Annotated in this window: 32 protein-coding genes and 2 tRNA genes; 16 read left to right on the forward strand and 18 right to left on the reverse strand. The window is 56.2% G+C overall.

Going from position 1 to position 26,160, the window contains the following annotated elements:
• The first annotated feature begins 69 nt into the window (after positions 1–69).
• Positions 70–1,662 (forward strand): GldG family protein, encoded by a 1,593-nt coding sequence (locus tag JX360_RS04440; RefSeq protein WP_244349392.1) that lies wholly within the window; start codon positions 70–72, stop codon positions 1,660–1,662.
• A 117-nt stretch (positions 1,663–1,779) separates the two neighbouring features.
• Positions 1,780–3,189 carry a DUF4340 domain-containing protein gene (locus JX360_RS04445; protein WP_244349393.1) on the forward strand — a complete coding sequence of 470 codons (1,410 nt, stop codon included), beginning with the start codon at positions 1,780–1,782 and terminating at the stop codon, positions 3,187–3,189.
• 65 nt (positions 3,190–3,254) lie between these two features.
• Here JX360_RS04445 and JX360_RS04450 read toward each other — a convergent pair whose 3' ends face one another.
• The 4 genes from JX360_RS04450 to rpsF form a co-directional block, all read right to left on the reverse strand.
• The gene (locus JX360_RS04450; protein WP_244349394.1) at positions 3,255–3,788 is read right to left on the reverse strand and encodes a universal stress protein; all 534 of its coding nucleotides are present in this window, start codon (positions 3,786–3,788) and stop codon (positions 3,255–3,257) included.
• Positions 3,789–3,956: 168 nt separating this feature from the next.
• Positions 3,957–4,697, reverse strand: a complete 741-nt coding sequence (locus JX360_RS04455) for a M14 family zinc carboxypeptidase (RefSeq protein ID WP_244349395.1) — start codon at positions 4,695–4,697, stop codon at positions 3,957–3,959.
• Between the two features lie 20 nt (positions 4,698–4,717).
• Positions 4,718–5,149, reverse strand: coding sequence for a single-stranded DNA-binding protein (locus tag JX360_RS04460; RefSeq protein ID WP_244349396.1), 432 nt, complete (start codon positions 5,147–5,149; stop codon positions 4,718–4,720).
• 68 nt (positions 5,150–5,217) lie between these two features.
• Positions 5,218–5,514: a 30S ribosomal protein S6 gene (gene rpsF / locus JX360_RS04465; RefSeq protein ID WP_244349397.1), complete on the reverse strand. Its 297-nt coding sequence runs from the start codon at positions 5,512–5,514 to the stop codon at positions 5,218–5,220.
• 252 nt (positions 5,515–5,766) lie between these two features.
• Here rpsF and JX360_RS04470 point away from each other — a divergent pair, with 252 nt between their 5' ends.
• The 6 genes from JX360_RS04470 (at position 5,767) to pyrE (ending at position 11,735) form a co-directional block, all read left to right on the forward strand.
• Entirely contained in the window at positions 5,767–6,012 is a 246-nt protein-coding gene (locus tag JX360_RS04470) for an acyl carrier protein (protein ID WP_244349398.1), read from the forward strand.
• Between the two features lie 55 nt (positions 6,013–6,067).
• Positions 6,068–7,351, forward strand: coding sequence for a beta-ketoacyl-ACP synthase II (gene fabF, locus JX360_RS04475; RefSeq protein WP_244349399.1), 1,284 nt, complete (start codon positions 6,068–6,070; stop codon positions 7,349–7,351).
• A gap of 34 nt (positions 7,352–7,385) precedes the next feature.
• The gene (locus tag JX360_RS04480) at positions 7,386–7,652 is read left to right on the forward strand and encodes a hypothetical protein (RefSeq protein ID WP_244349400.1); all 267 of its coding nucleotides are present in this window, start codon (positions 7,386–7,388) and stop codon (positions 7,650–7,652) included.
• Between the two features lie 105 nt (positions 7,653–7,757).
• Positions 7,758–8,441: a Uma2 family endonuclease gene (locus JX360_RS04485; RefSeq protein ID WP_244349401.1), complete on the forward strand. Its 684-nt coding sequence runs from the start codon at positions 7,758–7,760 to the stop codon at positions 8,439–8,441.
• A gap of 82 nt (positions 8,442–8,523) precedes the next feature.
• Positions 8,524–11,049 (forward strand): heavy metal translocating P-type ATPase, encoded by a 2,526-nt coding sequence (locus JX360_RS04490; RefSeq protein WP_279611246.1) that lies wholly within the window; start codon positions 8,524–8,526, stop codon positions 11,047–11,049.
• A gap of 74 nt (positions 11,050–11,123) precedes the next feature.
• The gene (pyrE, locus tag JX360_RS04495; protein ID WP_244349402.1) at positions 11,124–11,735 is read left to right on the forward strand and encodes an orotate phosphoribosyltransferase; all 612 of its coding nucleotides are present in this window, start codon (positions 11,124–11,126) and stop codon (positions 11,733–11,735) included.
• 118 nt (positions 11,736–11,853) lie between these two features.
• Here the strand turns inward: pyrE and JX360_RS17490 are convergent, their stop codons facing one another.
• The 7 genes from JX360_RS17490 to JX360_RS04520 form a co-directional block, all read right to left on the reverse strand.
• Positions 11,854–11,979 carry a hypothetical protein gene (locus JX360_RS17490; protein ID WP_279611247.1) on the reverse strand — a complete coding sequence of 42 codons (126 nt, stop codon included), beginning with the start codon at positions 11,977–11,979 and terminating at the stop codon, positions 11,854–11,856.
• 159 nt (positions 11,980–12,138) lie between these two features.
• On the reverse strand, positions 12,139–12,270 hold the full coding sequence (locus tag JX360_RS17495; protein WP_279611248.1) for an anthrone oxygenase family protein: 132 nt from the start codon (positions 12,268–12,270) through the stop codon (positions 12,139–12,141).
• Positions 12,271–12,471: 201 nt separating this feature from the next.
• A tRNA-Pro gene (locus tag JX360_RS04500) sits at positions 12,472–12,545 on the reverse strand.
• Between the two features lie 101 nt (positions 12,546–12,646).
• Positions 12,647–13,741 carry an electron transfer flavoprotein subunit alpha/FixB family protein gene (locus tag JX360_RS04505; RefSeq protein ID WP_244349403.1) on the reverse strand — a complete coding sequence of 365 codons (1,095 nt, stop codon included), beginning with the start codon at positions 13,739–13,741 and terminating at the stop codon, positions 12,647–12,649.
• A 73-nt stretch (positions 13,742–13,814) separates the two neighbouring features.
• Entirely contained in the window at positions 13,815–14,639 is an 825-nt protein-coding gene (locus JX360_RS04510) for an electron transfer flavoprotein subunit beta/FixA family protein (RefSeq protein ID WP_244349404.1), read from the reverse strand.
• A gap of 100 nt (positions 14,640–14,739) precedes the next feature.
• Positions 14,740–15,117 (reverse strand): hypothetical protein, encoded by a 378-nt coding sequence (locus JX360_RS04515; protein WP_244349405.1) that lies wholly within the window; start codon positions 15,115–15,117, stop codon positions 14,740–14,742.
• Positions 15,118–15,340: 223 nt separating this feature from the next.
• Positions 15,341–16,708, reverse strand: coding sequence for a D-alanyl-D-alanine carboxypeptidase (locus tag JX360_RS04520; protein ID WP_244349406.1), 1,368 nt, complete (start codon positions 16,706–16,708; stop codon positions 15,341–15,343).
• A 280-nt stretch (positions 16,709–16,988) separates the two neighbouring features.
• On the opposite strand from JX360_RS04520, the gene JX360_RS04525 reads away from it, so the two are divergent.
• From JX360_RS04525 to JX360_RS04540, 4 genes are all read left to right on the forward strand, one after another.
• Positions 16,989–17,477 (forward strand): MarR family winged helix-turn-helix transcriptional regulator, encoded by a 489-nt coding sequence (locus JX360_RS04525; protein WP_425244357.1) that lies wholly within the window; start codon positions 16,989–16,991, stop codon positions 17,475–17,477.
• A gap of 54 nt (positions 17,478–17,531) precedes the next feature.
• On the forward strand, positions 17,532–18,191 hold the full coding sequence (locus JX360_RS04530) for a M15 family metallopeptidase (RefSeq protein ID WP_244349408.1): 660 nt from the start codon (positions 17,532–17,534) through the stop codon (positions 18,189–18,191).
• 141 nt (positions 18,192–18,332) lie between these two features.
• Positions 18,333–18,962 (forward strand): ribonuclease HII, encoded by a 630-nt coding sequence (locus JX360_RS04535; protein ID WP_244349409.1) that lies wholly within the window; start codon positions 18,333–18,335, stop codon positions 18,960–18,962.
• Positions 18,963–18,986: 24 nt separating this feature from the next.
• A tRNA-Arg gene (locus JX360_RS04540) sits at positions 18,987–19,060 on the forward strand.
• A 117-nt stretch (positions 19,061–19,177) separates the two neighbouring features.
• Here the strand turns inward: JX360_RS04540 and msrP are convergent.
• From msrP to gvpA, 7 genes are all read right to left on the reverse strand, one after another.
• Entirely contained in the window at positions 19,178–20,134 is a 957-nt protein-coding gene (msrP, locus tag JX360_RS04545; RefSeq protein WP_244349410.1) for a protein-methionine-sulfoxide reductase catalytic subunit MsrP, read from the reverse strand.
• Positions 20,135–20,148: 14 nt separating this feature from the next.
• The gene (locus JX360_RS04550; protein WP_244349411.1) at positions 20,149–20,577 is read right to left on the reverse strand and encodes a DUF29 domain-containing protein; all 429 of its coding nucleotides are present in this window, start codon (positions 20,575–20,577) and stop codon (positions 20,149–20,151) included.
• Positions 20,578–20,596: 19 nt separating this feature from the next.
• Positions 20,597–21,004 carry an LptA/OstA family protein gene (locus tag JX360_RS04555; protein ID WP_244349412.1) on the reverse strand — a complete coding sequence of 136 codons (408 nt, stop codon included), beginning with the start codon at positions 21,002–21,004 and terminating at the stop codon, positions 20,597–20,599.
• A gap of 36 nt (positions 21,005–21,040) precedes the next feature.
• On the reverse strand, positions 21,041–21,388 hold the full coding sequence (locus JX360_RS04560) for a gas vesicle protein (protein WP_244349413.1): 348 nt from the start codon (positions 21,386–21,388) through the stop codon (positions 21,041–21,043).
• A gap of 52 nt (positions 21,389–21,440) precedes the next feature.
• Positions 21,441–22,325 (reverse strand): gas vesicle protein GvpN, encoded by an 885-nt coding sequence (gene gvpN / locus JX360_RS04565; protein ID WP_244349414.1) that lies wholly within the window; start codon positions 22,323–22,325, stop codon positions 21,441–21,443.
• Between the two features lie 79 nt (positions 22,326–22,404).
• Positions 22,405–23,523 (reverse strand): gas vesicle protein GvpC, encoded by a 1,119-nt coding sequence (gene gvpC, locus JX360_RS04570; RefSeq protein WP_244349415.1) that lies wholly within the window; start codon positions 23,521–23,523, stop codon positions 22,405–22,407.
• Positions 23,524–23,749: 226 nt separating this feature from the next.
• Positions 23,750–23,968, reverse strand: a complete 219-nt coding sequence (gvpA, locus tag JX360_RS04575; RefSeq protein ID WP_190804824.1) for a gas vesicle structural protein GvpA — start codon at positions 23,966–23,968, stop codon at positions 23,750–23,752.
• A gap of 381 nt (positions 23,969–24,349) precedes the next feature.
• On the opposite strand from gvpA, the gene JX360_RS04580 reads away from it, so the two are divergent.
• The 4 genes from JX360_RS04580 to JX360_RS04595 all read left to right on the forward strand — a co-directional run bounded on the left by JX360_RS04580 (position 24,350) and on the right by JX360_RS04595 (position 26,155).
• Positions 24,350–24,568, forward strand: a complete 219-nt coding sequence (locus JX360_RS04580) for an Hfq-related RNA-binding protein (RefSeq protein WP_244349416.1) — start codon at positions 24,350–24,352, stop codon at positions 24,566–24,568.
• 159 nt (positions 24,569–24,727) lie between these two features.
• Positions 24,728–25,411 carry a V4R domain-containing protein gene (locus tag JX360_RS04585; protein ID WP_244349417.1) on the forward strand — a complete coding sequence of 228 codons (684 nt, stop codon included), beginning with the start codon at positions 24,728–24,730 and terminating at the stop codon, positions 25,409–25,411.
• Positions 25,408–25,659 carry a hypothetical protein gene (locus tag JX360_RS04590; protein ID WP_244349418.1) on the forward strand — a complete coding sequence of 84 codons (252 nt, stop codon included), beginning with the start codon at positions 25,408–25,410 and terminating at the stop codon, positions 25,657–25,659. Before JX360_RS04585 ends, JX360_RS04590 begins: the two co-directional genes overlap by 4 nt.
• A gap of 37 nt (positions 25,660–25,696) precedes the next feature.
• Entirely contained in the window at positions 25,697–26,155 is a 459-nt protein-coding gene (locus JX360_RS04595; RefSeq protein WP_244349419.1) for a globin family protein, read from the forward strand.
• Positions 26,156–26,160 lie beyond the last annotated feature (5 nt).

Consider the following 26,160-nt stretch of genomic DNA (forward strand, 5'->3'; position numbering starts at 1 on the left):
ATCTACTGAACCCATGCGAACTTATGCCCCCTAGGGGATGGCCGAATAGAGCGGTGTAGGAGGTGCAGGATGAAAAACGGACAGGCATTATCCGATTGGACAGGCATTATTGGCATCGGGGTGATTGCCATTGGCTTAGTGGTGGGATCCGCCCTGACGGGTTGGACGGCGGTGCCCTTTAGCCTGCTCGCCGCCGGACTGGCACTGCTGGTGTTCTGGGGTATCACCCACCGACAACAGGTGGGATCCTTCCTAGGTTTGCGCTCCACCCAAACCAACGCCAATATCCTCGTCTCGGTGGCAGCGATGGCGGTGATTTTGGTGCTGATCAACGTGGTGGCAGTGCGCTACGATGCCCGGCTGGATCTGACGGAAGGGGGGCTGTTTACCCTGTCACCCCAAACCCAACAGTTGGTTCAGGGCCTATCCCGCCCCGTTAAGGTATGGGTAGTCACCACCGCACCGGATCCGAACCTACGAGAACAACTGGAGCGTTACCGGCGTCTTAACCCCAGCCGCTTCCAGTTTGAGTTTGTGGATCCCAACCGCAATCCCTTGGTGGCCCAGCGGCTGCAGGTCACCCAGAGCAATACCTTGGTGGTGGAATCGGGAGAGAGCCGCCAGCAACTGCCACAACCGCCGGCCCCTGATCTGGAGAGCAACCTCACCCCGATCCTTTCTAAAGTGGTGAACCGAGGGGAAGCGGTCGCCTACTTTGTGCAAGGGCATGGGGAAGCCTCTCTGGAGGCGAATGGGGGAACGGTCAGTTTTGCGCAAGCGGTGGGATCCCTAGGTCGAGAAGGCTACCGAGCAGAACCCCTGAACCTGGTGCAGGCGGAGATCCCGGAGGATGCGGACGTGCTGGTGCTGGCAGGGCCACAACGTCCTTTGTTCCCAGGAGAAGTGGAGAAGCTACAGGAGTATTTGGCCAATGGCGGCAGGGTTTTGTTGTTGATTGGCCCCCGGGTGGATGCTGGACTGGATCCCTTGCTGGAGGAGTGGGGGGTGGTCTTGGCGGATGACATTATTGTGGAGGCCAGCAGCGTTAGCCAGCTGTTGGGAACCGGCCCGGCTGTAGCTCTGGTCACCAGCTATGGCGATCACCCGATCACTGCGCCACTGGCAGCCCAGCGGTTGATGACCCTCTTCCCGCTGGCTCGTTCTGTCGAAACCGAGGCGCGAGAAGGGATCCAAGCCACGCCGCTGCTGCGCACCAGTCCCCAGAGTTGGGGGGAAACCAGCGTTGATCTGGAGAATACCCCGGTGCAGTTTGATCCTGATCGCGATAAGCCTGGACCCTTAACCCTGGGAGTCGCGCTCACCCGCAGTCTCGACAACAGTGAGGCCAATGCTGAGCAGAACGCTGAACAAAACGATGAACAGGAATCTAAGCCAAGAGAAGCCCGCTTTGTGGTGATTGGCAACGTCAATTTTGCGGTGAACGGCAACCTCCTGCAGCAGGGGAACCAGGATCTGTTTTTGAATACCCTCAACTGGCTGACGGAGCAAACGGATCAAATCTCCATCCGACCCAAATCGATTACCAACCGTCGCCTTACCCTGACCAGGCAAAACCTGAATTGGCTGGTGCTCGGCTCTACGGTGCTCCTGCCCCTGCTGGCGCTGGGATCTGGTGCAGCGCTCTGGTGGCAAAGACGGTAGAGGAATGGGGCTGTTGCCTGAGAAGGAATCCCCAATTGACATTGAAGCTGGTGAAACTCATCCTGCCAATCTAAATCAATTTGATTATCCATCTGATCAAGAAGAGTCAAGAGGACGATGTTCAAGCGCACCACCCTAATTCTGTTAGGCTTGGCCGTGGCCTGCATCCTCGGCTATTTCCTCTTCGACAATGCCCAGCAGCTGCGCCAACAGGCGGAAGCGGAACGGGCAAAACTGTTCCATGTCCAGACCGATACGATTGCCCGCATTGAGATCCAGCAGCAAAGCTCCGACGAACCGGAGTTGATCGTTCTGGAACGGGTGCCAGACAGTGATCCGACCCAGTGGCGAATTCTCAGCCCAATTCAGTCAGCAGCCCTGGATTTCCCCATCTCCAGCCTGTTAAACACCTTTTCCCGCCTCACCCCAGAAATCACCCTAGAGGGATCCCTGGATAATCCTGAGGATTTGGCCGCCTTTGGCCTGGATAACCCCAAACAGCAGATCACCCTCATGCCTCAGGCGGGGGATCCCTATCGACTTTCGATCGGAAACGACAACTTTGACCGCTCCGGTTTTTATGCCCGCGCCAATGATGGAGAAGTGGTGTTGATCGCCAGTGCCCAAAAGGGATCCCTGTTACCCTCGCTGCTGGCTCTGCGGGATAAAACCCTGCTTAGCTTTGATTCGGCTGATGTGGAATCGTTCCAGGTGCGACTGGCAGAGGCGGATCCGGAGCAATTTCAGATAGAGCGGCAGGGCAATGGCTGGCAGATAACCGACCCGAAGCGGCTACCTGCGGATGATACCAACGTGAATCGGTTGCTGAATACCCTGGCCCGTTTGCAAGCGGTGGAGTTTCCCGCCGAAACTCAGGCGGATTTGGCCCCCTACGGTCTGGATAACCCCTCCGCCCAGCTGACGATTAAACTCGCGGCCTCTGCCGAAAACTCTGATCCCGCCCCACTGACCGTGGCTCTTGGCTCAGAAACCAACGGACAAGTGCATGTGATCACCTCTCAACATCCGGCAGTGGCCACGCTACTCACCAGTACAGCCGACATTCTCCGTTCTGATCTCGAAGATCTACGGGATCACCGTATTGCCCGCCTCAATGCCAATCAAATTGAGGCCATCACCCTTGCGTCGGAAGGAGAGGAGATCACCTTACAACCCTTGCCCAGCGAGAGCGGATCCCCTGGCATTCGTTGGGAAAACCCCGACCAACCGGGCCAAGCGCAGGAGCTCACCTCGATTTTTTCCACCCTCAACTCCGCCCGAGCGAGCGAATTCCTGCAGGACGATCCAGAGGCCCAGAAAAGCTTGCAGGATCCCACCCTGCGGCTGACCTTTCGGCCCAAACCCGATTCTGGGCAGGATCCCCTGACTTTGAGCTTGGCCCCATCGGGGTTACGCGCCTACGTGCAAAGCAGCTACCAGCCGGATATCGCCGTCATCGACCTCAGCACCTTCCACACCCTGGAAACAGAGGTGAATCGGCTGCTGGAACAAGAGGAAGCTAGTTAAGTGAAATTCTAGTGGGGGATCCCGATCCCATCGGCGGGATCCCCTGGAATAGCTCATGGAGTCGTTCACGAGGTGGCCGCAGCCATTTCACCGGTGGGGGTAGGCGCTTTTTTCTGGATGGCTTTTCCCTGTACCGTCAATACAGAACAGGGGGCATGGTGCAGCACGTAGTTGCTGACACTCCCCATGAACAACTCACTCAAACCGGAGTGTCCGCGGCGGCCCACCACCACCAAATCTGCCTCCCAAGAGCGGGCTAAATCACAGATGACGCGACCAGGATTGCCATAGTTGAGGCTAAATTCGGCGTGTACTCCGTGTTCAGCCGCTTCATCCGTCAGCGAACGCAGATAATCCTGCTGGTTTTGCTCAAAGATGGCACATTGCTCCCGATAGGATTGCCACAGCTCGGCGCTGATGGTGGAACTGTAATCCACTCCCAAGATCATCGGCGGTTCTGGAGCACCGGGCTCCTCGTGGGAGAGAACATGGAGCACCATCAGATTGGCTTGCATGGCTTCCGCCAGTTGGATCGCTTTTTGGAAGACCATGTCGCTCAATTCCGACCGATCCAAGGCTACCAAAATCCTGTTGTACATATCGGCTTCCTCCAGGTTGTCAACAGCCGAGCAAGGGATAGAGATGAGCTGATTGACCTGGTTTCGACTCCAACTTCCTCTCTTCCTTGCCCCCTATTTGCGTTGTAGAAGATCTGTGTGAGGAAATCGTGAAGATCAAGGATGGCAGGTTGGATCGGTAACCAAAGTTCAAGTTTCTTGACCCATTTTGTTGATCGTTGGGGTTGATCCTCTGTCTGCAACCGAAAGATACTCCAACAGCGCCTGCAATGCCTGGACTTGTTCTTGCCACACCTGGTTCAGGGGAGTCCCCCGCAAGAGTTCTAGGGTAAGGGTCGGGATCCCGCGTTCCCAACCGGCCCAAGTGCCGAGAGAGCCGGGTGTGGGGTAGCCAATATCGTCCGTGACCGGTAAACCGTTGTGGGCCGCCATCACCCGGGCCAACTCCAGGGCAGGGCCATTGTAATTCACACAAGGATGGTTCTCGCAAGAGTGGGCGGAGAGAATGAACTGAGGCTGAATGTGCTCCAGACAAGCCAGCAATGCCTGCGTCTCAGGTTCAGAACCGGGGGCGGATCCCGGAGGATAGCGAGCTTCTAGGGGGTTTGGGATCCAGTCTTGTGTGGGCATATTGCGGTTGAGATCCACCCCGTTGGCATTGAGTCGTTGCCCCACTGCACAGCCATCCGGGTTCAACCGCGGGATCACCCACACCGTTGCCCTGCCTGCCAGGGATCCCCATAGCTCTGAGTGCACATACCGCTCGATCAGGTCGTACCCCTCCACCTCATTGCCGTGTACCCCTGCCACCAGTAGTACCGAGGGGATCCCTTGGGTCAGTTGCCACAGGTGAATCGGACGGCCCTGTACGGAATACCCGAGAACCTGCTGTTGGATCCTTTGGGCACTAACGCTGAGGTCTTGGGGCATGGGCGGCAATCCAACAACCCCTAAAACGGGATCTCGTCTGGGTTGGGCGGAGAAAAAGAAGCGGCAGCAGCAGGTTTGGGCGAGAAGGACTCCGTCCCGCTATCGCGAACGGCTGTTGAGGCTTCACTCATTCCCGTTAAAGACAGCACCTGGCCGGATCCCAGGTGATGGATGCGGCGGGCAGTAATTTCTGCCAGTTTTTCCTTCCTTCCATCCCGCTCCACCACATTCATGTGCAGTTGCCCCTCCACCGTTACCCGATCCCCCACATGGCAGCTATCCACCACCTTTTGCGCCAGTTCTCCGAAGGAAGAAACCCGCACCTGATAGTCCGGCTCCTCAGGACGCAAACTGGGAAAGCTGAGCAGCAGAGAAGTCACGGCCAAGTTGTCAGGTGTGTAGCGAAGCTCCGGCTCGGCCAGAACTTCACCGAGCAAGACAATTGAATTCATAGCAAGGCTACCAAAGTGTAGAAGGGCAGCTCAAGGCAACTCCATCATGCCCACAGAATAGGATCCCGTCAAACCAAATCCGAGCGGGTCGTCATGTAGCGCAACACATTTTCGTTAATGCGCAGCCCTTTTTCCCAAGTGGCCACCGCGCTCGGTTCTGCTTCGTAGTTCATCTGGATGTACAGCCCTTCCTTAAAGCCTTTCATCTCAAACCCGGCAAAGCGGCGCTTCCCTTTGTTGGTGGTCTCCAAATTGGCTGCCCCATTCTCTCGCAAGATCGCCTCCTGACTGTTGAGCAGCTGCTCGAGAGGTTCATCCGACATATCAGGACGCAAAATCAGCATCGTTTCATAGGCGCGGGGCATGGAAGTGGGTTCTCCTTTGGGAATCAACTCAGTAGAGACGCAGTTGGTTATCTTAACTTCTTTGACTGGCAATCGAAAAGGTCATGACTCAGGAACTTCTAAGAGTTAAGAGTAGGGTGATGTTAGCGTCACCAGATAAGCGTCTTACCTCCCAGTAGAGAGGGGATCCGTTGTCCGATAGAATAAAAGTTGCTTCAGTGGCCACCAACTGGCTTGGCCAAGACACTTCTATCGATATTTAAGGTTCCAAGCATGAGCGCAGATGACGTTTACAGCCGTGTTCGCAAGATCGTGTCGGAACAGCTGGGTGTAGAAGACGGCAAAGTGACTCCGGAAGCCAATTTCCAGAACGACCTGGGGGCCGACAGCCTCGATACGGTGGAGCTGGTCATGGCCTTTGAAGAAGAATTTGACCTGGAAATCCCTGATGAGGATGCGGAGGGCATTGCTACAGTGCAGGATGCTGTCGATTACATCTCCAAGAAAGCTGCTGCTTGACGGGGATGAGGAACTGCCCTGCTGTTGCGCTTAACCTAATCGGATAGTTGGTGTCATGAATCCCGAAACTGTGCCTATGCCTGCTCAGCCAACCTCCCGTCGCCGCGTGGTGATCACGGGTTTGGGTGCGCTGACCCCGATTGGCAACTCCCCAACTGAGTTTTGGCAGAGTTTGCTGGCGGGGCGCTCTGGTATTGGGCCGATTACCCTCTTCGATGCCTCTCGCCACGATTGTCGCATCGCTGGAGAGGTGAAGGGATTTGACCCCCTCGACTATCTGGAGCGCAAAGATGTCAAGCGCACTGACCGTTTTGTCCATTTGGCGCTGGCAGCAACCCAACAGGCTCTAGAGGATGCTCAGTTCCAAATCACCGACCTCAATGCCGAGCAGGTGGGGGTGATTTTGGGCACCGGTATCGGCGGGATCCGTGTCTTGGAGGAACAGCAGACGATCTACCTGCAAAGAGGGCCGGATCGCTGTAGCCCCTTCATGGTGCCGATGATGATCGCCAATATGGCTGCCGGTCAATTGGCCATTCATTTTGGGGCCAAAGGCCCTAACTCCTGTACGGTGACAGCCTGTGCTTCCAGCTCCAATGCGATTGGGGACGCTTTCCGCCTGATTCAGCGGGGGGAGGTTCAGGCGGTGATCACAGGGGGTACGGAAGCAGCGGTCACCCCCCTGTCGATGGCGGGGTTCTCTGCCATGAAAGCGCTCTCCACCCGCAACGACGATCCGGAGAAAGCCTGTCGTCCTTTTGATCGGGATCGGGATGGCTTTGTCATGGGGGAAGGGGCTGGGATCTTGCTGTTAGAGGAGTTGGAACATGCCTGCGCCCGTGGGGCGAAAATCTACGCGGAGATCGTTGGTTATGGTCTCACCTGCGACGCCCATCACATGACCAACCCTGCCCCAGGGGGCGAAGGGGCAGCGCGGGCGATGCGGCTGGCCCTTAAGGATGCCGGGATCCCAGTGCAAGCGGTGCAGTATATCAATGCCCATGCCACCAGTACTAATGCTGGGGATATTGCTGAGGTGCAGGCGATCAAATCGGTGTTTGGAGAATATGCCCGAGCTCTGGCCATCAGCGCCACCAAGTCCATGACCGGTCACCTTTTGGGCGGCTCCGGCGGCATTGCCACCATTGCTACCGCCCTGGCCGTTCACCATGGTTGGGCTCCACCCACCCTCAACCTCGAGAATCCGGATCCGGAGTGCGATCTGGATTTTGTCCCCCACACAGCTCGCCAGCTTCCTCTGCAGGTGGCCTTGGTGAATGCCTTTGGTTTTGGTGGCCACAATGTGACGCTGGTTCTGCGCCGCTACTCCCCTGCTTAACTCCTAACCCAATTCCCATTCATCTTCCGCTTTTATGTCTTCCGATGCTTCGCCCGAATGGATCCGTCAGCAAGCCTTGGCTGCTCTCACGAGCGAACTGGCTAAGCAGGGACATCCCCCGCACTATGCGCAGCACATGGCAGCAGCGGTGATCTTTCAGGCGGATTTGGATCTGTGTGCAGCACAACTAGCGCGTCTGCTCAGTTGGCTCAAGCAAAACCATGCCGAACTCTACCCAGAGGCGGTGCAACTGGTGGATGCCACCCGCGATGAGTTTGAGCGCCGCGTTCAGAACGGATAGGTAAGCTGCAAACTCCTCCGATTCAGAACGCTAGGATGAGGGAGCGCTCTTTTTTTCCTGTCTATGGCCCTTACCCCCATCTCCTCTAAGCAGATCCTGCCCACCATGTATGATCTGCCCAGTGAGTCTCCAGAGGATCCGGGTTTGCCAGATGAGTTTCACCTATGGCAGCCGCAACAACTGCTGTCTAAGACCTTTCGCCCCAAGACCTACCCCCTGGAACACGTTTTTACTGCTTCCGACCTGAATCTTTACTACGACTCGCAGCGGACTCACCTGTATAGGCGTCCCGACTGGTTTGCGGTTGTGGGGGTACCCCGACTTTTGGATAAGGGCCGACTCAGTTATGTCGTTTGGCAAGAAGGTCGCTCCCCGATTGTTGTGGTGGAACTGCTCTCTCTGAGCCCGATTGAGTGGGATCAAGGACGTGACAAGCGGGGCGGGGACATTCCCAGCAAGTGGGAGGTGTGCGAGAGCCTACTGCGGGTGCCCTATTATGTGCTCTTTGACCGGTTAGCGGCATCTTTTCAACTGTTTCGCCTGGAGGGGGCCTCCTACCGACCCCTGAACGAACCAACTCTCTGGATCCCAACCTTGGAAATTGGCCTGGGGTTGTGGCAGGGATCCTTCGAGGGAGTAGAGCGCCTCTGGCTACGGTGGTTCGACGAAACGGGATGGATCCCGACGCCAGAAGAGGAAGCAAACGAACGGGCAATACAGGCTGAGCAGAAGGCGACACGACTGGCAGAGCAGCTACGGGCACTGGGGGTAGATCCCGCAGAGGCTTAGGGATAGCCCATACAACAGGGAAACAACTCTAAACAACTCTATTGAAAATGAAGTGCTCAAGTTTGAGCTGAGGCAGTTGACCATGAAAGATAGCACGATGCCCATTCTTGATGCAGTGGCCCAGGTCGGGGATCCGGTTGGTCAGGGTCAAACTTTGGCGGGATCCCTTTTGCTCGAGGTGGGGGGCATGAGTTGCGCCGGTTGTGTTCGCGCCGTCGAGCAGGAATTGCTGAAGCAGCCGGGGGTGGTCAAGGCCAGCGTGAATCTGGTCACTGGGTCAGCCTTGGTGGAGTTTGCCGCAGGCATTGAACCTAACCCGGAGCATTTGGCGGAGATTTTGACCGAGGCGGGTTTCCCCAGTCACTACCGCCAGGATGGGGAGGTTCTCTCCACAGCCGGTTCAGAAGCGTTGGGAGCAGATGTTGATGCCCTCGTTCGCGTTAGCGGGACCGAGCACTTTGCCTCTGCCGACCCGGTCGCTAAGCAACGACAGCAGACCCAACAGCAGATTCGCCAAGCGCTCACTGCCGCTTTTTTGCTCGTGCTCTCTGCGGCTGGACACCTCAACCTATTTACCCGCCTGGGTTTGCCGATCCTGAACGATGTCTGGTTGCACTGGGGATTGGCAACTTTGACTTTTGTTGGGCCGGCCCGGAGCCTTGTCCTGGATGGCTGGAAAGCGGCACGACGACTGGCCCCCAATATGAACACCTTGGTGACCCTCGGCTCCGGCTCTGCCTATGTCGCCAGTTTGGTGGGGCTCTTGGCGCCACAGGTGGGGTGGGAATGTTTTTTTGATGAGCCGGTGATGTTGCTCAGCTTCATTTTGTTGGGGCGAGCCCTGGAACAACATAGCCGCCTACGGGCTGCCAGCAGTTTACAGGCGCTGGTAAACTTGCGCCCCAGCGTGGCCCGGCGCGTCCAGGGATCCGAAGCAGAACTGGCTCATTGTTCCAGTCTGGCGGAAGGTGCCCTAGACTTTGGGTTGCAAGTTGAGGAAGGGTGCCCCATTGAGCAGGTGCGGGTAGGGGATTACTTGCAGGTACGGGCTGGAGAGCGCATCCCAGTAGATGGGGAAGTCATCGCCGGGCAGGCCACGGTTAACGAAGCGATGTTGACGGGAGAATCCTTGCCGGTACTGAAACAACCTGGAGATGCCGTCGTAGCCGGGACATTGAACCAATCGGGGGTGCTGATTTGTCGTGCCACCCGCACCGGGAAAGAGACTACGCTCGCTCAAATCATCCACTTAGTCGAAGCAGCCCAAGCCCGCAAAGCTCCCATCCAAGGCATTGCCGATGCTGTGGCGGGTTATTTTACCTATGGGGTGGTGACGCTGGCCCTGCTCACTTTTGGGTTTTGGTACTGGGTCGGGATCCCTCTTTGGGGTAGCGATTGGCTGACGGGGCACAGTCTGCACATGCACCTGCTGGCCAGTGACCATGTTCCTCACCCTACTCCTCTGCTGAACAGCCTCAAGTTGGCGATCGCGGTTTTGGTGGTGGCCTGTCCTTGTGCCTTGGGATTGGCCACACCGACGGCAATTTTGGTGGGTACGGGCCTAGGGGCGGAACGGGGCCTGTTGATCCGAGGGGGAGATGTTTTGGAAAAGGCCCATCACTTGCAATCCCTGGTGTTCGACAAAACCGGCACCCTCACCCAAGGGGATCCCCGCCTGACGGATTGCATCAGCCTGGAGGGATCCCTGGATTCAGCCCGACTGCTGCAACTGGCTGCCACGGTAGAAAGTGGAACTCACCATCCTTTGGCAGAAGCCATTTTACGGGCAGCCCGCGAGCAAGGGTTGCCGCTGTTTTCGGCCACCGCCTTTCAAACGGAGCCAGGGTTGGGGGTTGCCGCTCAGGTGGAGGGGCAACGGGTGATCTTGGGATCCCTCCATTGGTTAGCCGATTTGGGGATCCCGATTGCTCCAGAGGCGCAAGCCCAGATTGAGGCTCTGGTGGGGGCAGGCAAAACGGTGGTGGGAGTGGCGGTGCAGGGATCCCTGGTGGGGCTGATGGCAGCTCAGGATCCGCTGCGTCCTGACGCTCGGGCCACGCTGCAACAACTGCAAAAGATGGGTTTGCAGGTGATGCTCCTAACCGGCGACCGGGCTGAGGTGGCCGAACAGGTGGTCCAAAGCCTGGAATTGCCAGGGATCCGGGTGATTGCTGAGGTTCATCCGGGCGCCAAGGCTCAGGTGATCCGGGACTTGCAGGCTCAGGGGCTGCGGGTCGGCATGGTGGGGGATGGGATCAACGATGCGCCGGCGCTGGCACAAGCGGATGTGGGCATTTCCCTCCATTCGGCTACGGATGTGGCGATTGAAACGGCTGATATCATCCTGATGCGCAACCGCCTTTGGGATGTGGTGGAGGCGATTCGACTCAGCTCAGCTACCTTCCGCAAAATTCGCCAGAACCTGATTTGGGCCTTCGGGTATAACCTGTTGGGGATCCCTGTGGCGGCAGGGGCACTTTTGCCCTCGTTCGGACTTTTGCTCAGCCCGGCCATGGCCGGTGGGTTGATGGCCTTTAGTTCTGTCAGTGTTGTTTTGAATTCACTGTTGCTGCGCCGGACTTTTTCAGAAAGTAAGCCCCATTCTTAGCTAGAGGTTCATGGATGATACATGGATGATAGATAGTAGAGGGATCCCTCAAGTGAAGATGGGGTTTATCGTTAGTGCTGATTTTGGATTGCTCTCCCCTGACCCTTTCTGCGGATGAAGCGCGGGAGAAATTGCTGTACCTGCTCACCCAACTGGCTTACCGCGAGGGATCCTTCACCCTCACCTCCGGGCGATACAGCGACTACTACATCAACTGCAAACCCGTCACCCTCCACCCGCAAGGGGCCTATCTGGTGGGATCCCTGTTGCACGGGCTGTTGCCCCCCGAAGCCGAAGCGGTTGCCGGGATGACCTTGGGGGCCGATCCGATTGTGACAGCAGTGAGTTTGGCCTCTTTACAGCGGCAGCCGGCCAATTTACCTGCATTGATCGTGCGCAAGCAAGCCAAGGGCCACGGTACCCAAGCCTGGCTAGAGGGGCCGCAACTGTCTCCAGGAACTCGCGTTTGGATTTTGGAAGATGTGGTCACCACCGGTGGGTCGGCCCTCCAGGCGGTGGAGCGGGTGCAGGAAGCGGGGTATCGGGCGGAAGGGATCCTCACCTTGGTGGATCGACTGGAGGGGGCGGAGGCTTGCTACCAAGAGGCCGGGATCCCGTTTCGGCGGCTCCTGACCATCGAGGACATTCGCGCCTATTACCGGGCTCGGCACACCCCGGAGCGTTGAGTGGGCCAACAGAATCCCTGTTGGGGTAGAAGGAGCAGCCTGCGCAGGATAGCAATCACCCAGCAAAGGCCCAACACCGTTGAGCACCTCTGAGGTTACGGACACCATCATCCAGTTTTTACGTCTCGAACAGGGGGAACGCTCCCGTAGGCTGTACCTGTTGCAAAATCTTGCCCAGGGTAGCGCCGTCGGTGAGATCCCCGTAGTGCAGAGAGAGCCTCGCCTGGGGATCGTACGAATCCACATCGATAGTTCAGCCCCATTCAACCATCCATCTTCAGAAAGTGGCTGTGTCATGGGCTTAGGCTATGGCCTGCCCTAAGGCAAAAGTGTGCCTCCTGTTGCGAAAATCAAGGATCCCAGATGTATCGGGATCCTCCAAGACCAGCCCCCCAGGGATCCCTCATTCTGCCCTATACAAGCCCCAGGCAAAACAAGCCAAAGGTGCTGTTGCGAGCACCGTGCGAATATGGTTCCAGCGCTGCCAGCTGCCGACGTACTCTGGCCAGTAGCTTGCGGCTTCTTGGGCGGGCATACGGATGACCCTGCCATCCAGTAAGGGGATTGCTCGAGATGCTAGACGCAGACAGGATTCTGGGGATCCGACTCTATGGTTTAGGGAGGGCTTTAGGGAGACCCTAGGGCCGAAAATGCCATTCCTAGGTGGTCACCGCTCCTCTCTCCAAGAAAGGGAGAAATCGCTGAAAGGGTTTGCTACGCCAGTTTTTGACCTTTATCGGGATGACAGGATTCGAACCTGCGACCCCTTCGTCCCGAACGAAGTGCGCTACCAAGCTGCGCTACATCCCGATGAGTAGCTCATCATAGCATCATACCAAAGGAGGGTGAAGCTACACGAGTCTTGCACCAGCGATGTGATCAAGAACCAACTTGCCTAATTAAAGCCATTCTCAGTGCCCTTGCAAAACTGGGATCCGCTCAGTGGGGTGAGCTTGAGGCTGGGATTGGTTCTGTTGCAGTTGCCGGATCATCTCCGGTACCACCTGATAGAGATCCCCGACGATGCCGTAATGGGCAAATTTGAAGATGGGGGCGGAACTGTCTTTGTTAATGGCGATGATGGTTCGAGATTTATCCATGCCGACACGGTGTTGAATCGCCCCAGAAATACCGCACGCAATATAGATTTGTGGGCGCACGGTTTTGCCGGTTTGACCCACTTGATGGGCATAAGGGATCCAACCAGAATCCACCGCCTTGCGGGAGGAACCGACGGCGCTGTTGGGAAAACAAGCTGCCAGCTGCTGCATCAACTCAAACCCTTCTGGCGAACCCAACCCATAGCCCCCGGAAACAATCACCTCCGCCCGCGTCAGATCAGTTGTCTGGGAAAGATTGCGCACCGTCTCGACAATCTGCAAACTCAAATCGCTGGGATCCAATTGAACCGGTACCTGGAAGACCTCGCCTCGACGGGATCCATCCCAAGGCAGCGGCACCATTACCCCCGGACGTACCGTCGCCATTTGTGGGTTTTTCCAAGGACCGAGAATACGGGCCTTCAGGGATTCCCCAAAGCTAGGCCGAATCGCATACAAACAGTCGCGGAAGAGACCAGATTTACTCGGGTCTTTGCTGTTGGAGTACTCGAAGGGGCCAATATCCAGATCGGTGCAATCGGCTGTCAGCCCGGTTTCCAGATGGGCCGCCAAACGTGGGGCCAAGTCCCGACCGGTGGTGGTGGATCCCAGCAGGATGGTGTGGGGAGGCTCTGGCCAGCTTTTGATCAAGTCGGTCATCACCCGACGATAGGGCAAAGTGCGGTATTGAGCCAGTTCGGGGTGATCTGCCACAAACACTTCGTCGGCTCCATGGCCAATCAGGGTTGACGCCAAGTGGGCAATATTGGATCCCAGAACCAGCGCACTCAGAGTGGCCCCCAATTTATCAGCCAGCAAACGCCCCGAGCCCAACAGCTCCAGGCCAATCGGCTGCAATTCCCCATTCACCTGCTCGGCGAAGATCAAAACCCGCTTCTGAACCATAGAACTGCAACTCCCATAAGCATAAGGATTGATATTGGGCTGGATGGCCTTGAGTTAACAATGAACCTTCGGACTATCTTGCTCCCACATAGCTAGAGATCGAGGCAGCCTCCGTCAGGCTTTTCACCAAGCTGGGTACCGACTGTCCCTGAAAGATTTGGCAATTGCCGCCAATTTCCCCCACTTTTTCAGTAGCGGCCACGATGGTCGGGGATCCCTTCAGACCACAGCGTTCCGGATCTGCGCCCACATCGTCCAAGTTAATGATTTGAATCACCTCAGCCCGCGCCGCTTCATCCCGCATCAGGCGTTGCACCCGTTGGGCACCTCGCAGGGTTGGGTAGGCCAAGCGTTGGGCAGAATTGGCAACCGTTACCAGAACCGGCAAGGGGACAGTCACGGTTTGGGATCCCCCTTCAATGGCTCGCCGCGCCAGGAGAATGCCATCCCGAATCTCGAAGGCTTCGCAATAGGTGACCTGCGGGATCCCTAATCGTTCCGCCAGTTGGGGCCCCACTTGGGCCGTGTCGCCGTCGGTGGTCTGTAAGCCACAGAAGATCAAGTCCGGGGAGCCCGCGTAACGCACCGTTTGCGCCAGGGTATAGGCAGTAGCCAAGGTGTCCGAAGCCGCCAGGCGGCGATCCGTCATCAAAAAGCCCCGATCTACCCCATGGGCAATGGCTTCGTAGAGAACCTCTATCGCCGGTGGTGGCCCCATGGTGATGGCTGTGACCCTCGCCCCGTGTTGTCGTTTGGTTTGTAAGGCCGCTTCTAGGGCATAGCGATCAAAGGGGTTGAGCATGCGCTTGGCTTTAGCCCGGTCAATGGTGCCATCGCTGTTGATGCCCGCTTTCGAGCTTTGATCCGGAACTTGCTTGATCAGAACAAAACTTTCCAAGGGTAAGCGCCCCCACAGTTATCCCCTCTAGGCTAGAAGGGATCCCTGGGCAACACTGGCTTATTCAGCTTTTTTTCGGGATCGGAGCTAGAGGATGCGTTCAAGCCCGAATCAATTGTTTTTCCACAGTAGTGTTGGCCACCACCCGCCCACGATGCAGGACAATCCGCCATTCACTCCCATCTGCGAGAGCATCCGTCAAATGATGCCCTTGAATGGCCAACAGTTCGGCAGGGGATCCCGGAGCCAGGGTCACTTCTGGCAAACCCATTGCCTTGCGCGCTGCGTTGCTGCACAGATCCCAGACGTGCTCGGGCGTGAAGTGGGCCACCATCCCCAAAACCGTTGCCGTACAGACCCCCCGAACACCAGCTTCCTGCCAGCGACGATGAACCCCTTGAGTAAAGCAATCCTGGATCCCTCTCACCCGCTTCATCACCGCTGCAAAATCCACCTGGACGTGGGTGTGGATCCCCAATTTGCCTGCCTGCTGTGCTCACCCCTGATGGCATCCCGCTCGAATCTCACCACCTGCTCAGCCACACGGGTGACGGCTTGTGAGTAAGCATCCAGAAGTGGGCCATTGGCAAGGGGGAGTGTTGGGTTCGTAACCCGCATTGGAGACAAGGCTTCAGTGCGGTATGGCTATCCCATCCTGTTGATCCAGGTTTTGAAAGCTTGCCCTTCAGAAAGGGGTTTTTTCAATGGCGGGAAGGCTCGTTAATTGCCAACACATCGTGCAGGAATTGATCCTGTTGCTGGCGCAAAAGGTCCAGGTCTGGCCCGTGGTTGAGCAAAACAAAGTGGGTGCCATCCGGCAACTGCCCCATTACCATCAGCCGATGGTGCTCCGCACCGTGTGGAGTACGATCGACTACGAATCCCACTTGAGCAAAAGTGCCGAGAGGCAAGGTGCGCACCCGCAGGGTGCTGTGGCCAATGCCGGCCATGGGCAAAATCCGAGTCGGATCTCCGCCTGTAAAATCAATCAGATATTCCCAAAGATGGGCAAGGGCGCGTGGGGAGAGGTGCAGCTCTTGACTCCCTTGCTCAAGGCGAATATCCCCTGCCTCAGGAGTCATAGCCGCATCCATGTAAGAGACTGGGTGGGCAACCAAGCGATTCTGTAGGTACTCCAGCAAAGCGGCTTTACCCCCCAACTGGGCCAACAGGGTTTCCGCCATCGCCCGAGGGTGCTCCGCGCCCTGCAGAGCAGGATCATCGTTGCCATTTAGGATTTGCAGCAGGGATCCCAGGCGCATCGAGGTGTAGACAGCCAGGGTATGGGTACCGGAAGGCACTTGCTGCACGGTGGAAACAGCGCCAGTAACGGCAATTGGCTGATCCCCCTCTTGTAACAGAGTGACCAATCGGCGACCACTGGCCAAGGGATCTGGCTGGCCCAAAAGACGGAAGGAGGGCAACACCTTCACATCCCCGTCGATCTGGCGAATATCGTAATTGCGCAAATGACGGGCCAACGCTTGAACATCGGCCTCCTTGAAGTAGGGATCCCCGCTGCCAACGACGATTAAATCCCCCACCAAGCGATTCTCCACCAGACGGCCCGTGGTCAAAAACTGGGTTTCAAAGCGGTGGTCGTAGCCCCAAGTCTCGAGAGCCATCAGACTGATCGCCAATTGATCCAATGCCCCCACTGGCAAGGGCTGATCCAGCAAATGCTCCGCCAACAGATCCCCTTCCGGTGTCCACAGCAGGATCCCCTGTTGGGAAAGAGACCCGCCTTGGGCCGCTAACCCCTGCAAAAAGCCGGATAGCACCACCGCATAAGGGGAGTACTCCCAAACCTGGGCCTGAGAACGAGGCCACCAGGGCGGTACACCCGGCGTACCTGTAGGAGAAGGCAGTGGCGGCGGTGGGGTGGGAATGGGCGGGAAAGGATTTTGGGCGGATGTCGGAGATCCGGCTTGTACAGCCTGGGTTGGCGGAGGCGCTTCGACTCCTGTGCGGTTTGTCCAGCAGGCCCCCAAGGCCAAGGAACAAGCCAACGGGATCCCGGCCCAAAGGGAACGACGGGGAGGTAACCCCTGGAGGATAGGCAGCAGCATAGGGACCTCGCAAATAACGATGCTCCTCAGAATCGCGCCGTTCCTGCTGTAGGCATAGCGCGAGGGAGGAAGGCAAGACTTGACGCTACTCTAGTGCCAACAGAATCGCCTTGGCAAACATCCCAGAAAACCCTGCTTGCCACTCTGTTTCAAACTGGCAAGACAGGTTTACAGTTGTAACGAACCATAAACCGCTTTTCTGCTTAAAGGATAGAATGAAACAATTTAAGCTCTAAGCATTCTGGCTAGGCCACCGATGGGGAACAGTCAAACTATGGTGATGGTGAAATCGGAGAAACAGGCTTTCCTGGAGCGGTGGCACGATATCCTTGCTCCCAATTCTTTGGGATATCGCATTCGGCTTTTGTCTCAATTGGTACGGCGGCAGTTTCAGTCCCATCTAGAGCCTTTTGGCTTGACCCCCTCCCATTGGGTGGTGTTGTGCTGTCTTTGGGAAGAAGACGGGATCCCCACCTCCACCATTTGTGAGCGCCTACAGCAGTTGGGGGGCACCATGACCGGTGTGTTGGATGGCATGGAAAAACGGGATCTGATTCGGCGGCAACGGGATCCCCAGGATCGCCGCATCTGGCGGGTTTATCTGACCCCAGCTGGGGAAAAGCTGAAGGAGGTTTTGCCCCCCCTAATTTGGGAACTGCGGGATCATACTTATGGATGTTTCACCCCAGAAGAACGGGACACCTTCTCGCAGTTGGTGGATCGGCTGATCGCTCATCTCTCGCAGCTCTCGGATGAGGCGGCCTTATAGGGGAATGGATGCCCATCAACAGCCCCTTCAAGCTCAGTTGCGGCTACCTTAATCATGACCGATGATTTTGAACCGCAGTCTGTTTGCACTCTAATGATTGGCACTCTGGCAACGGTGGATTTGGTGGAGTTAACCCAGCTGGATCCCAGTTTGAAGTTGGATATCCGCTATGCCCGCTGCGATAACTTTTTGGGTTATCCGGTGTATACCCAAGCGCGGGCTTTTTTACAACGTCCGGTTGCGGAGGCGGTGGTGCGGGTTCATCGGGCCTTGGCTATAGAAGGGTTGGGGTTACAGATCTTTGATGGCTATCGCCCCTGGTCGGTGACACGTACCTTTTGGCAGGCGGTCGCCCCTTCTCAACGGGCTTTCGTCGCTGATCCGGCGCGGGGATCCCGCCATAACCGGGGTTGTGCCGTGGATTTGACTTTGTTTGATCGCACCACCGGCCAAGCACTGGAGATGCCGAGCGACTTTGACGAAATGACGGAGCGCGCCCATATCGCCTACCCAGGCGGGTCAGAAGAGGCCCGTCGCAATCGGGATCGACTGCAATCAGCCATGGCTCAGGAGGGATTCACCGTTTATGCGCGGGAGTGGTGGCATTATGATCATCCCCTCTGGACTCGCTACCCAATTCTGGATTTGAGTTTTGAGCAGTTGGCGCTGGATCAAGATTTGCCTCCTGCGGAGCCTGTCGAGCCATGCGGGTGAGGGATAGGGGTACCGCCAGGGATCCCGTCTTCTTCCCACTGTTCGTGGGAGCCTCGGTAACCCTTAGGTCGGCCAAACACCACCATCAAATTGGGGGGCATGTAATATTTAGTCTGTCGGTTGGTTCCAAGCTTGTGGGGTATGGGAGAGCAGGTGCAGCCCAGTTTGGTTCAGGAGGGATCCCTTTGGCAGCAAGGGATCCACTCGGTCGCGGGGGTCGATGAAGTGGGGCGGGGATCCCTGGCGGGGCCGGTGGTGGCAGCAGCGGTGATTTTACCCGTGGAGATGGATCCTGCGGAGCTAGAGGGGGTGAAGGATTCCAAACAACTGCGCCCGCAGCAACGAACTCGATTGGCGGAGCAGATTCGACAGGTAGCCCTAGCCGTAGGGATCGGCAGTGCCTCCGCAGCTGAGATTGACCAACTCAACATTCGGCAGGCAACGGTGCTGGCCATGCAACGGGCTTTGGCTGAGGTGGGTGAGGTGGAGCACATTTTGCTGGATGGATTACCGCTAGCCGAATTGGGATCCCAGCAAACAGCCCTGGTGAAAGGGGATCAAATCAGCCTCTCCATTGCTGCTGCGTCGATTGTGGCCAAAGTCTGGCGGGATACCCTGATGCAGGACTGGGATCGACAGTACCCCGGCTATGGTTGGCGAACCAACGTTGGCTATGGAACGCGAGCGCATCGACGAGCCTTGCAAGAGCTGGGACTGACTCCACAGCACCGGCGCAGCTTTGTCCACTTGGCAGACCCGAAAGCAAATTGATAGAATACGAGCCGCAGTTACGTTGCCCACGTAGCTCAGTGGACTAGAGCACTGGGTTCCGGTCCCAGGTGTCGGAGGTTCGAATCCTTTCGTGGGCGCTTCTCATCGGATGATCTCTCCGCTTTACCGTCGGGCGACCCCGCAAGAGGATTTTCTCTTGGGGAGTCATTTTCTGCAGTTGTGGCGGGATAGCGGCTTCAGCCCAGACCCAATAATCAACCATATAAATGCGCCACATACTCTCCATAGCCGTTGTAGGGCAAGGTTGGCACGGTCTGCCAATGGGAACGGGATCCAAATCCGATCAGGGTTTCCTGCGCCTGGGACCAGCGCGGATGAGGCACCGTCGGATCCACGTTGGCTTCAAATCCATATTCATCCGGGGCTAAGGTGTTCCAAAAGGTGGCGGGTTGCTCCGCCAGAAATTCAATCTTGACAATGGATTTCCCCCCCTTAAAGCCATATTTCCAAGGGAGCACCATGCGAATCGGAGCCCCATGTTGTTTGGGCAACGGCTTGCCATAAATTCCGAGGGCAAAAAAAGCCAACGGATTCGCCATTTCTTCAATCCGGAGCCCCTCAGTATAGGGCCAAGGCAAGTTGGGGGGCCAAATGGGGCCATACATGATGTCACGGTCGTAAAAAGAGGTGAAGCGGACAAATTTGGCCTCGGGCAAAGGATCCACTTGTTCGAGCAGCAGACGCATCGGGAAACCCAACCAAGGCACCACCATTGCCCAAGCTTCTACACAGCGAAAGCGATAAATCCGTTCTTCTAGGGGGAACCCAAACAGATCTTCTAGCCCCAGCTTTTGCGGTTGCCGCACCAGCCCTGTGATTTCCACCGTCCAGGGATCCGTCGGCACAGCCTGTGCCCCTCGCCAAATGCGTTTGCCGGATCCAAACTCATAAAAGTTGTTATGACGGGCCGCAACAATCTCTTCGGTCAGAGGTCGCTCTGGATCTGAAAAAGCAGGGTTGAGTGGGATCCCACTCAAGTCCCGTTCCACAGAAGGAGCTGCCTCCCTGCCGCCAAACCCAAAAATGGAGAAACTGGCTCCTGCCCCTGCGGATCCCAGTTGGGTTAGAAATCGCCGCCGGTTCAAAAAGATCTCTTCCGGTGTAACAGGGGTTTCTTGTTGCCAGGGGTGAGGAACCCGGATCCCGAACATACGTCAGCCATCCTTTAGGTGGGGAAAAAGTCCGTTGCCAAAATTTGCTCTATCGTAAACGGACATTCATCAGGAAAACTCTCTAAGCCGGTTTCCCGCTCTGCCCCAATGACAGCTAAAGGATAAACCCGCCGTAAGGCCTCTGGGATCCAACCTTGCAAACTGGGATTGTCTTGCAAATGAGCTTGCAAACGGATGTGCTGTTCCTGCAGGGTCAGTTGCCAACTTCGGGATCGCAAAGCAGGTTGAAATTGCCACTTGAGCAGGTGGATCACGATCACCCGTAAACGACCTTCCAACTCCCGCCGTTCTGCTTTTCCCAACGATTCAATTTCCTCCACCAGGTTCTCCCAGTCCAATTCTTCTAACTTGCCTGACCGCAAGAGATCGACTTGAGTTTGCGTCCAAGCGTAGAAGTCGGATTCGTAGGTAGAGGATCCCATAGATGATGCGTACTTGTGGTTAAGGACTGGGGGCAGGTTCCGGCAAAACGTAAATGGACTCCACCTGCCGTCCCGCCACCGGAACAGCTTGGATTGTGCCTTGGTCGATGCGGTAGATCACCTTCTCCGCTTGCAGTTGATTGTCCCCTTGGCTGATGGTGACCTGGCCCTCCAGTTCAATCCGCTGTTCCTGGCTGTAGTAGACTGCTCTCTGGGCGCGAGCGCTGAGGCGTTCGGCTGGAAAATTGAGGGTGACATTACCAGTGGCGGTAAACACGCCCGTATTGGCGTTGGCCTCCTGAGAATCGGCGTTGATGCTAATGGCACGAGGATTTTGACCCCAAGCCGGGATCCCAGCTCCCAACAACAAGCCCACAGCCAAAAGACCGCCCAGAGGGTTCCGGCAGCGGTTTCTTTCTAATTTCATGCCACACCACCCAGTCAAACCACCACAGCAGCCAGTTTAGCTTGTGGCCCCCGAGTTCGTTCCATTTCCCCCTTTGGACAGAACTTGGGCCAACTGGCCCTCTAGGTAGGCCACCCGTTGCATCAGTTCCCGGTTGGTTTGCAACAGCTCCCGCGCCTGGCTATTCAGATAGGGATCCGATTCCCACCAGTTAATGCCAATTTCTTTGGCCTTATCCACCGAGGAAATCAGCAGACGGATCCGCACATTCAGCAACTCCACATTGCCCACGGAAACGGTAATGTCTCCCGCAATCACAATGCCCTTATCCAATACCCGCTCCAACACATCGGCCAAAGAGGAGCCGTGCGTGGCTGTGGTCAAGGGTTGAGAGGTAATAGGCACAGGGTGGATGACTCTCCAGGACTTGCAAAGGGATAGAACACTAGGTCAGGAATTAGCCAGGCAGTTGATCTAGCAAATGATTGAGCAGCTGGGATCCCTCATCTTGGCGCTTACCGGCACGAGCCAGCAGCACATCCGCACAGAGGGCACGAAAATCGGCGCTATTTTTGCTAACGGCCAGCTCGTGCTCTTTGACAATGCGGCCAATCATCAGGCAACTGCGCAAGCTAGGATGCTGAGTCAGATCCAACTTGCGGCGGAAGGCCCGCACCACATGCACGATCTTAAGGGCATCCGGCCCGGATAGACCCACCCGTGAAATGAGGATCTCTTTTTCGGTTTCGATATCCGGCTCTCCCATATCGATGGTGATCATCCGGTCAAGTAGCGCATCTTGGGCTTTGTGGACTCCTGTATACTCCTCCGGGTTGGAGGTAAAAATGGCGCGAAACTGAGGATGCACCCGCAGATATTCTGACCGATTGCTATCGGGCGGCATCACCAACAGCTTTTCCTCTAGAGCACTGAGCAAAGCATTGTTGGCCTCAGGGCGGGAGCGATTGAACTCGTCGTAAATCAGGGTAAACCCTTCTCGGCAAGCCAAAGTCAGGCGGGCATCTACCCAACGTTGCTGCAGATCCTCCTCTGTTTTCACCACGGAATGAATGTAGTTATCCACCACCCGCCGATGGGTAAAGCCGGTGCGTCCGCCGATCAAATCGGAGGAATCAAAACGGTCATCCCCATAGATCAACATGATTGGGCGGCCCATCAAGCTAGCCAGATGCATGGCCAAGGTGGTTTTGCCCGTACCGGAAGGCCCCCGCAGGTGAACTGCAAAGCCCGATTGCAAATAACGCAAGGCCCGGCGGGTAATTCGCTCCGTGTAGGCAGTATTGACAAACTGGCGTGGACGCGCCTGCAAAACGGTGGCCATGGGAGTACTCAACCTCTTTTGCCTTGACTATAGCTGGGATTCTTGTTGAGGGCCGTAGCGTTGAGGGCTGTAGTCCGCCTCAAACTGCGACGGTTTCTGAAACCATGCGCCGCAACGTGGTCAGAATCTCCGAAGGATCCACCCCCAGATCCACCGCACCTCGGGCCAGCAGATCCCGCACCTGTTCCCGATTGCCAATCACCTGCAATAGCGTCAGATCAGGGTTTTGTGCCCGTAGAGCCTCCACGTACTCGTTCACATAGGTAAGAATGCGGTTTGGCTCTTCAGTCTCGGCTACAGGAGTAGGCGGAATGACCGGAATAGCCGGCATCACGGCAGCAATTGGCGGTTGGGGTTCTGGAGCAGGGACGGGGATAGACAGGGATGGGATCGGGGTTTCAGGGGTTTCAACAGAGGCTGTACCCACATCCGAGGCTGTACTCATATCCATAGACAATGGGGTGGGTTCCGAAGCAGGGGGGGTCGCAGACACGACGGGTTCCGGTTCTGAGATGGGGATCCCGTTGCCCCACACCTGTTTATGCAGCTCAACTCGGAAAGCCGCCAGTTCACTTTGCAGCACTTGCGCCCTGACCTGCCGTTCCTGGGCCATCTGGGCCAGTTCCTGCTGAGCCACGTGTTGTAGGGTTTGTACCTGCTGTTGAAGATTGGCCCGAAACGCTTGTAGTTCTTGCTGAGTGGCATCGGCCATGGTTTGCCGCGCCTGACTGTAGGATCCCAGTAGACCCTCCACATCCAACGTCAGATTGGCCCGAAACGCCTGCAGTTCTTGCTGGATGGCCTCGGACTGAGCAGCCCGTTCTTGCCCCAAACTGGAGAGAAGGTGTGCCACCGATTTGGCCCGTTGTGTAGCTGTTTCTGTACGGGAATATTCGTCTAGGGCACGCTGTACCGCCCGATCCTGTTCCAGCTTGCGCAGGTGGTTGCGGGTTTGCTCTGCTTGCTGCTGCATTGCCTGCCGCCGTTGTTGACGTTGTTGGCTCAACTCAGCCATCAGGGCTTGGTGACGCTCAAGGCGCTGCTGTCGGGATCGACCTAATAAACTTTGGTTTTGAGCTGCCCGTTGGGTTCGGGCTGTAGCCCACTGTTCCTGCAAACTCATGTTGTCCAATCCCTTACGTTCGTTCTGAATGTTGTCCCGAATGTTGTTCTGAATGTGGGTGCATAGTTCGGGCAAACCCAATGCCCCAGCCCGATGAACTAGATCATTGAAAACAAGATGACTGTATCAACTGGATTGGCGTGATGGAGGAAAACAAGGCAGAAGCCCAAACGGACCCCTGCCTGATTCCACGAGAGCCTCTACCATGCAGTTGCACCGGATCCTCAATCCAAAATCCACGAATGTTCATGACATCGAGGAGTGATGAATCGATACAACCTCATCAAAAAGAACCTCTAGCTTAGGCGGCAGGGGCAGCCGCAGTTGCCGTCAGACCCACAGCCTCAGCGTATTTCAGATAGGTTTCCACAGAAGCCACGACAACACGGGCTTCAATCGCCAATAGCTCGATACCCACCAAAGAAACCCGCACCCAGGCATCGACAACGATACCCTTATCCAAGATGCGATCAATCACCTCAGCCAAGCTCGAGGAAGAGTTTACTTTCTCAACTGCCATGACAACTACTCCTGCATTAATGATGCTAGTTCAGAGAGACAAACAAATGGGCGGCAAAAGCGTTCAGAAAGGATCCAAAACCAAATCCATTCCCGGCGAGGCGACGAACCGCACTTCCCATCGCCCTAAACCTCATTTTGATACCTTTCCTCCGCAAGAACACCCGTAGATCTGCTTAAAAAAGAAAGCGAACTCAAGCAATTTGTCACTTTTTGTGAAGACCCATCCGCACAGCCATAATATTTCTTCATAGGGAAAAACCCGTGAAATCTTCTTTTGCACTCCAGCAGTAGGGGTGGGGAGTCTATTGGCAGGGATCCCTTATACTGAGAACCATCATGTTTATCCAACTGTGACCTATCGCCCGCCTGTGGAGCTGCTGTGGCTGATTTGAATACTGGGATCCCAAGCGTGCGCCGATTGCAAAAGGGGATCAAAGACCGGGAAACCTTTGAAATTAAGCTCAACACTGGGGATGTCTTTGTGGGCCAGTTACGCTGGCAGGATCCTGATTGCATCTGTTTGGCAGATTCCGGCGGGCAAGAGTCGCTGCTGTGGCGCTCCGCCATTGCTTTTATCAAGGTTAAATCTCATCCGTAGAATCCTGTCAGTCCTTGCCGCCAACCCTGCGTCCCTTTACAAAAATTCAAAGGGATCCCTCCGCTCTATCCTATGGGCATTTGACTCTAGGAAAAAGTACCGGAGGAGAAGGGTATGATCTAAGGAGTGTTAAAAAATGTACTCTCTCCTTGCACGATCATGACGGTTACCCCTATCGAGTTGCGCCTTCAGCCTGCCGCCCAGCGGCACAATCACTATAGCCGCGAAGACTTTTATCGGTTTGACCGCCAACAGGGATCCCTGCTGGACTGGACGGGGGGCCGTAATGTTTTGGTGAGCGAAGATTTTATCCTCGGTTTGCAGCAGGGCCTCGAAGAAGAAGTGGGAGACGCCTCCGCTTCTTTGATGTACACCATTGGTCAAGAGTGGGGCCGCAATGATGCTGCTCATTTTTCTCGGTGGTACGAAGAGGAATACCAGCGCAAAACCAAGCAGAGTAATCTGATGTTTCTGCTGGAAACCTGGTGGTGGCCCTTGACTGCTCAGGGATGGGGACGTTGGGAAGTGGATACCGAAAACCGGCGACAGGGGTTCATATTCATCAGCCTGTTTGACTCGGCTGTCGCACGCACCCTTGGGGATGTGGGGAAGCCCGTTTGTCATCTCTACGCCGGGCTGTTTGCCGGTTTTTTCAGCGCCATGGTGGAGCGGCAACTGAATTGTATTGAGATCCAGTGCTATTCCATGGGGGAAAGCTACTGTAAGTTTTTGCTCGGCAGTAAGGAGCGCATTGATGCGGCTGCCTTTTGGCTCAACGAGGGGGCCAGTGCCAACGAAATCACCCAAAAGTTGCGTTCGGGCGAGGGAGTGGCCAAGGCATGACCCTAGAAATTCCTCTAGAAGAATCCGTGCAAGGTTTTTTTGCCCGTTTGAATTGGGATAACCGCCCTCTTCAGGTGCGCTCGGTGCCCATGCCTTTCCTACTGGTGCGGGAGCAATTTGGCTCGATCCCATGGGCCGGGGATCCCTTAGATTTGGCGGCGCGTTCCTTGGGATCCCTAGCGGCAGTACCGGAACCGGAACCGGAAGAAGATCAAATCACCCTAGCAGACCTGTTCAGCATGTTTTGACCCCTGCAGCACCTACTGACTATCGGGAGAAGCGAGAATGGCTAGCGCATTTGAACAGATGCTCATCGAAGCGGAAGCCCGCTACCTGAAGCCCGAGGAATTGAGCCAATTGAAATCCCATATTCTCGGTTGGCCGAAGCGGCAGCACGTCTACCGGATCCTGCGGGAACAGGAGAGCCCAATGGTGAGCCGCACTTTGAATGCCCTCAAGCAGGAAATGCCCAGCCTTTCGGGACAGGTATTAGATCTCTGTCAGCGACATCTGCTGTTGTTGTTGCGCCACAGCGCCATGGCCATGTTGCTTCAGGATGAAGAGCTCTTGAAGGAACGGCTGATTGAGTGGATGGAAGAAGAGGTGCGACTGTACGGGCTACAGAGCGTCTACGAAATTGCCTACCGGATCTTTCAGCAGGAACTGAAAGATCACCTCGCTCCGGGCGAGTTGGAGTTCATTCGCCCCTTCATTACTCAGGTTCAGGTGGCTTTGCTGTTTTAAGGTAC

Source organism: Thermostichus vulcanus str. 'Rupite' (genome assembly GCF_022848905.1).
Lineage (GTDB): Bacteria > Cyanobacteriota > Cyanobacteriia > Thermostichales > Thermostichaceae > Thermostichus > Thermostichus vulcanus_A.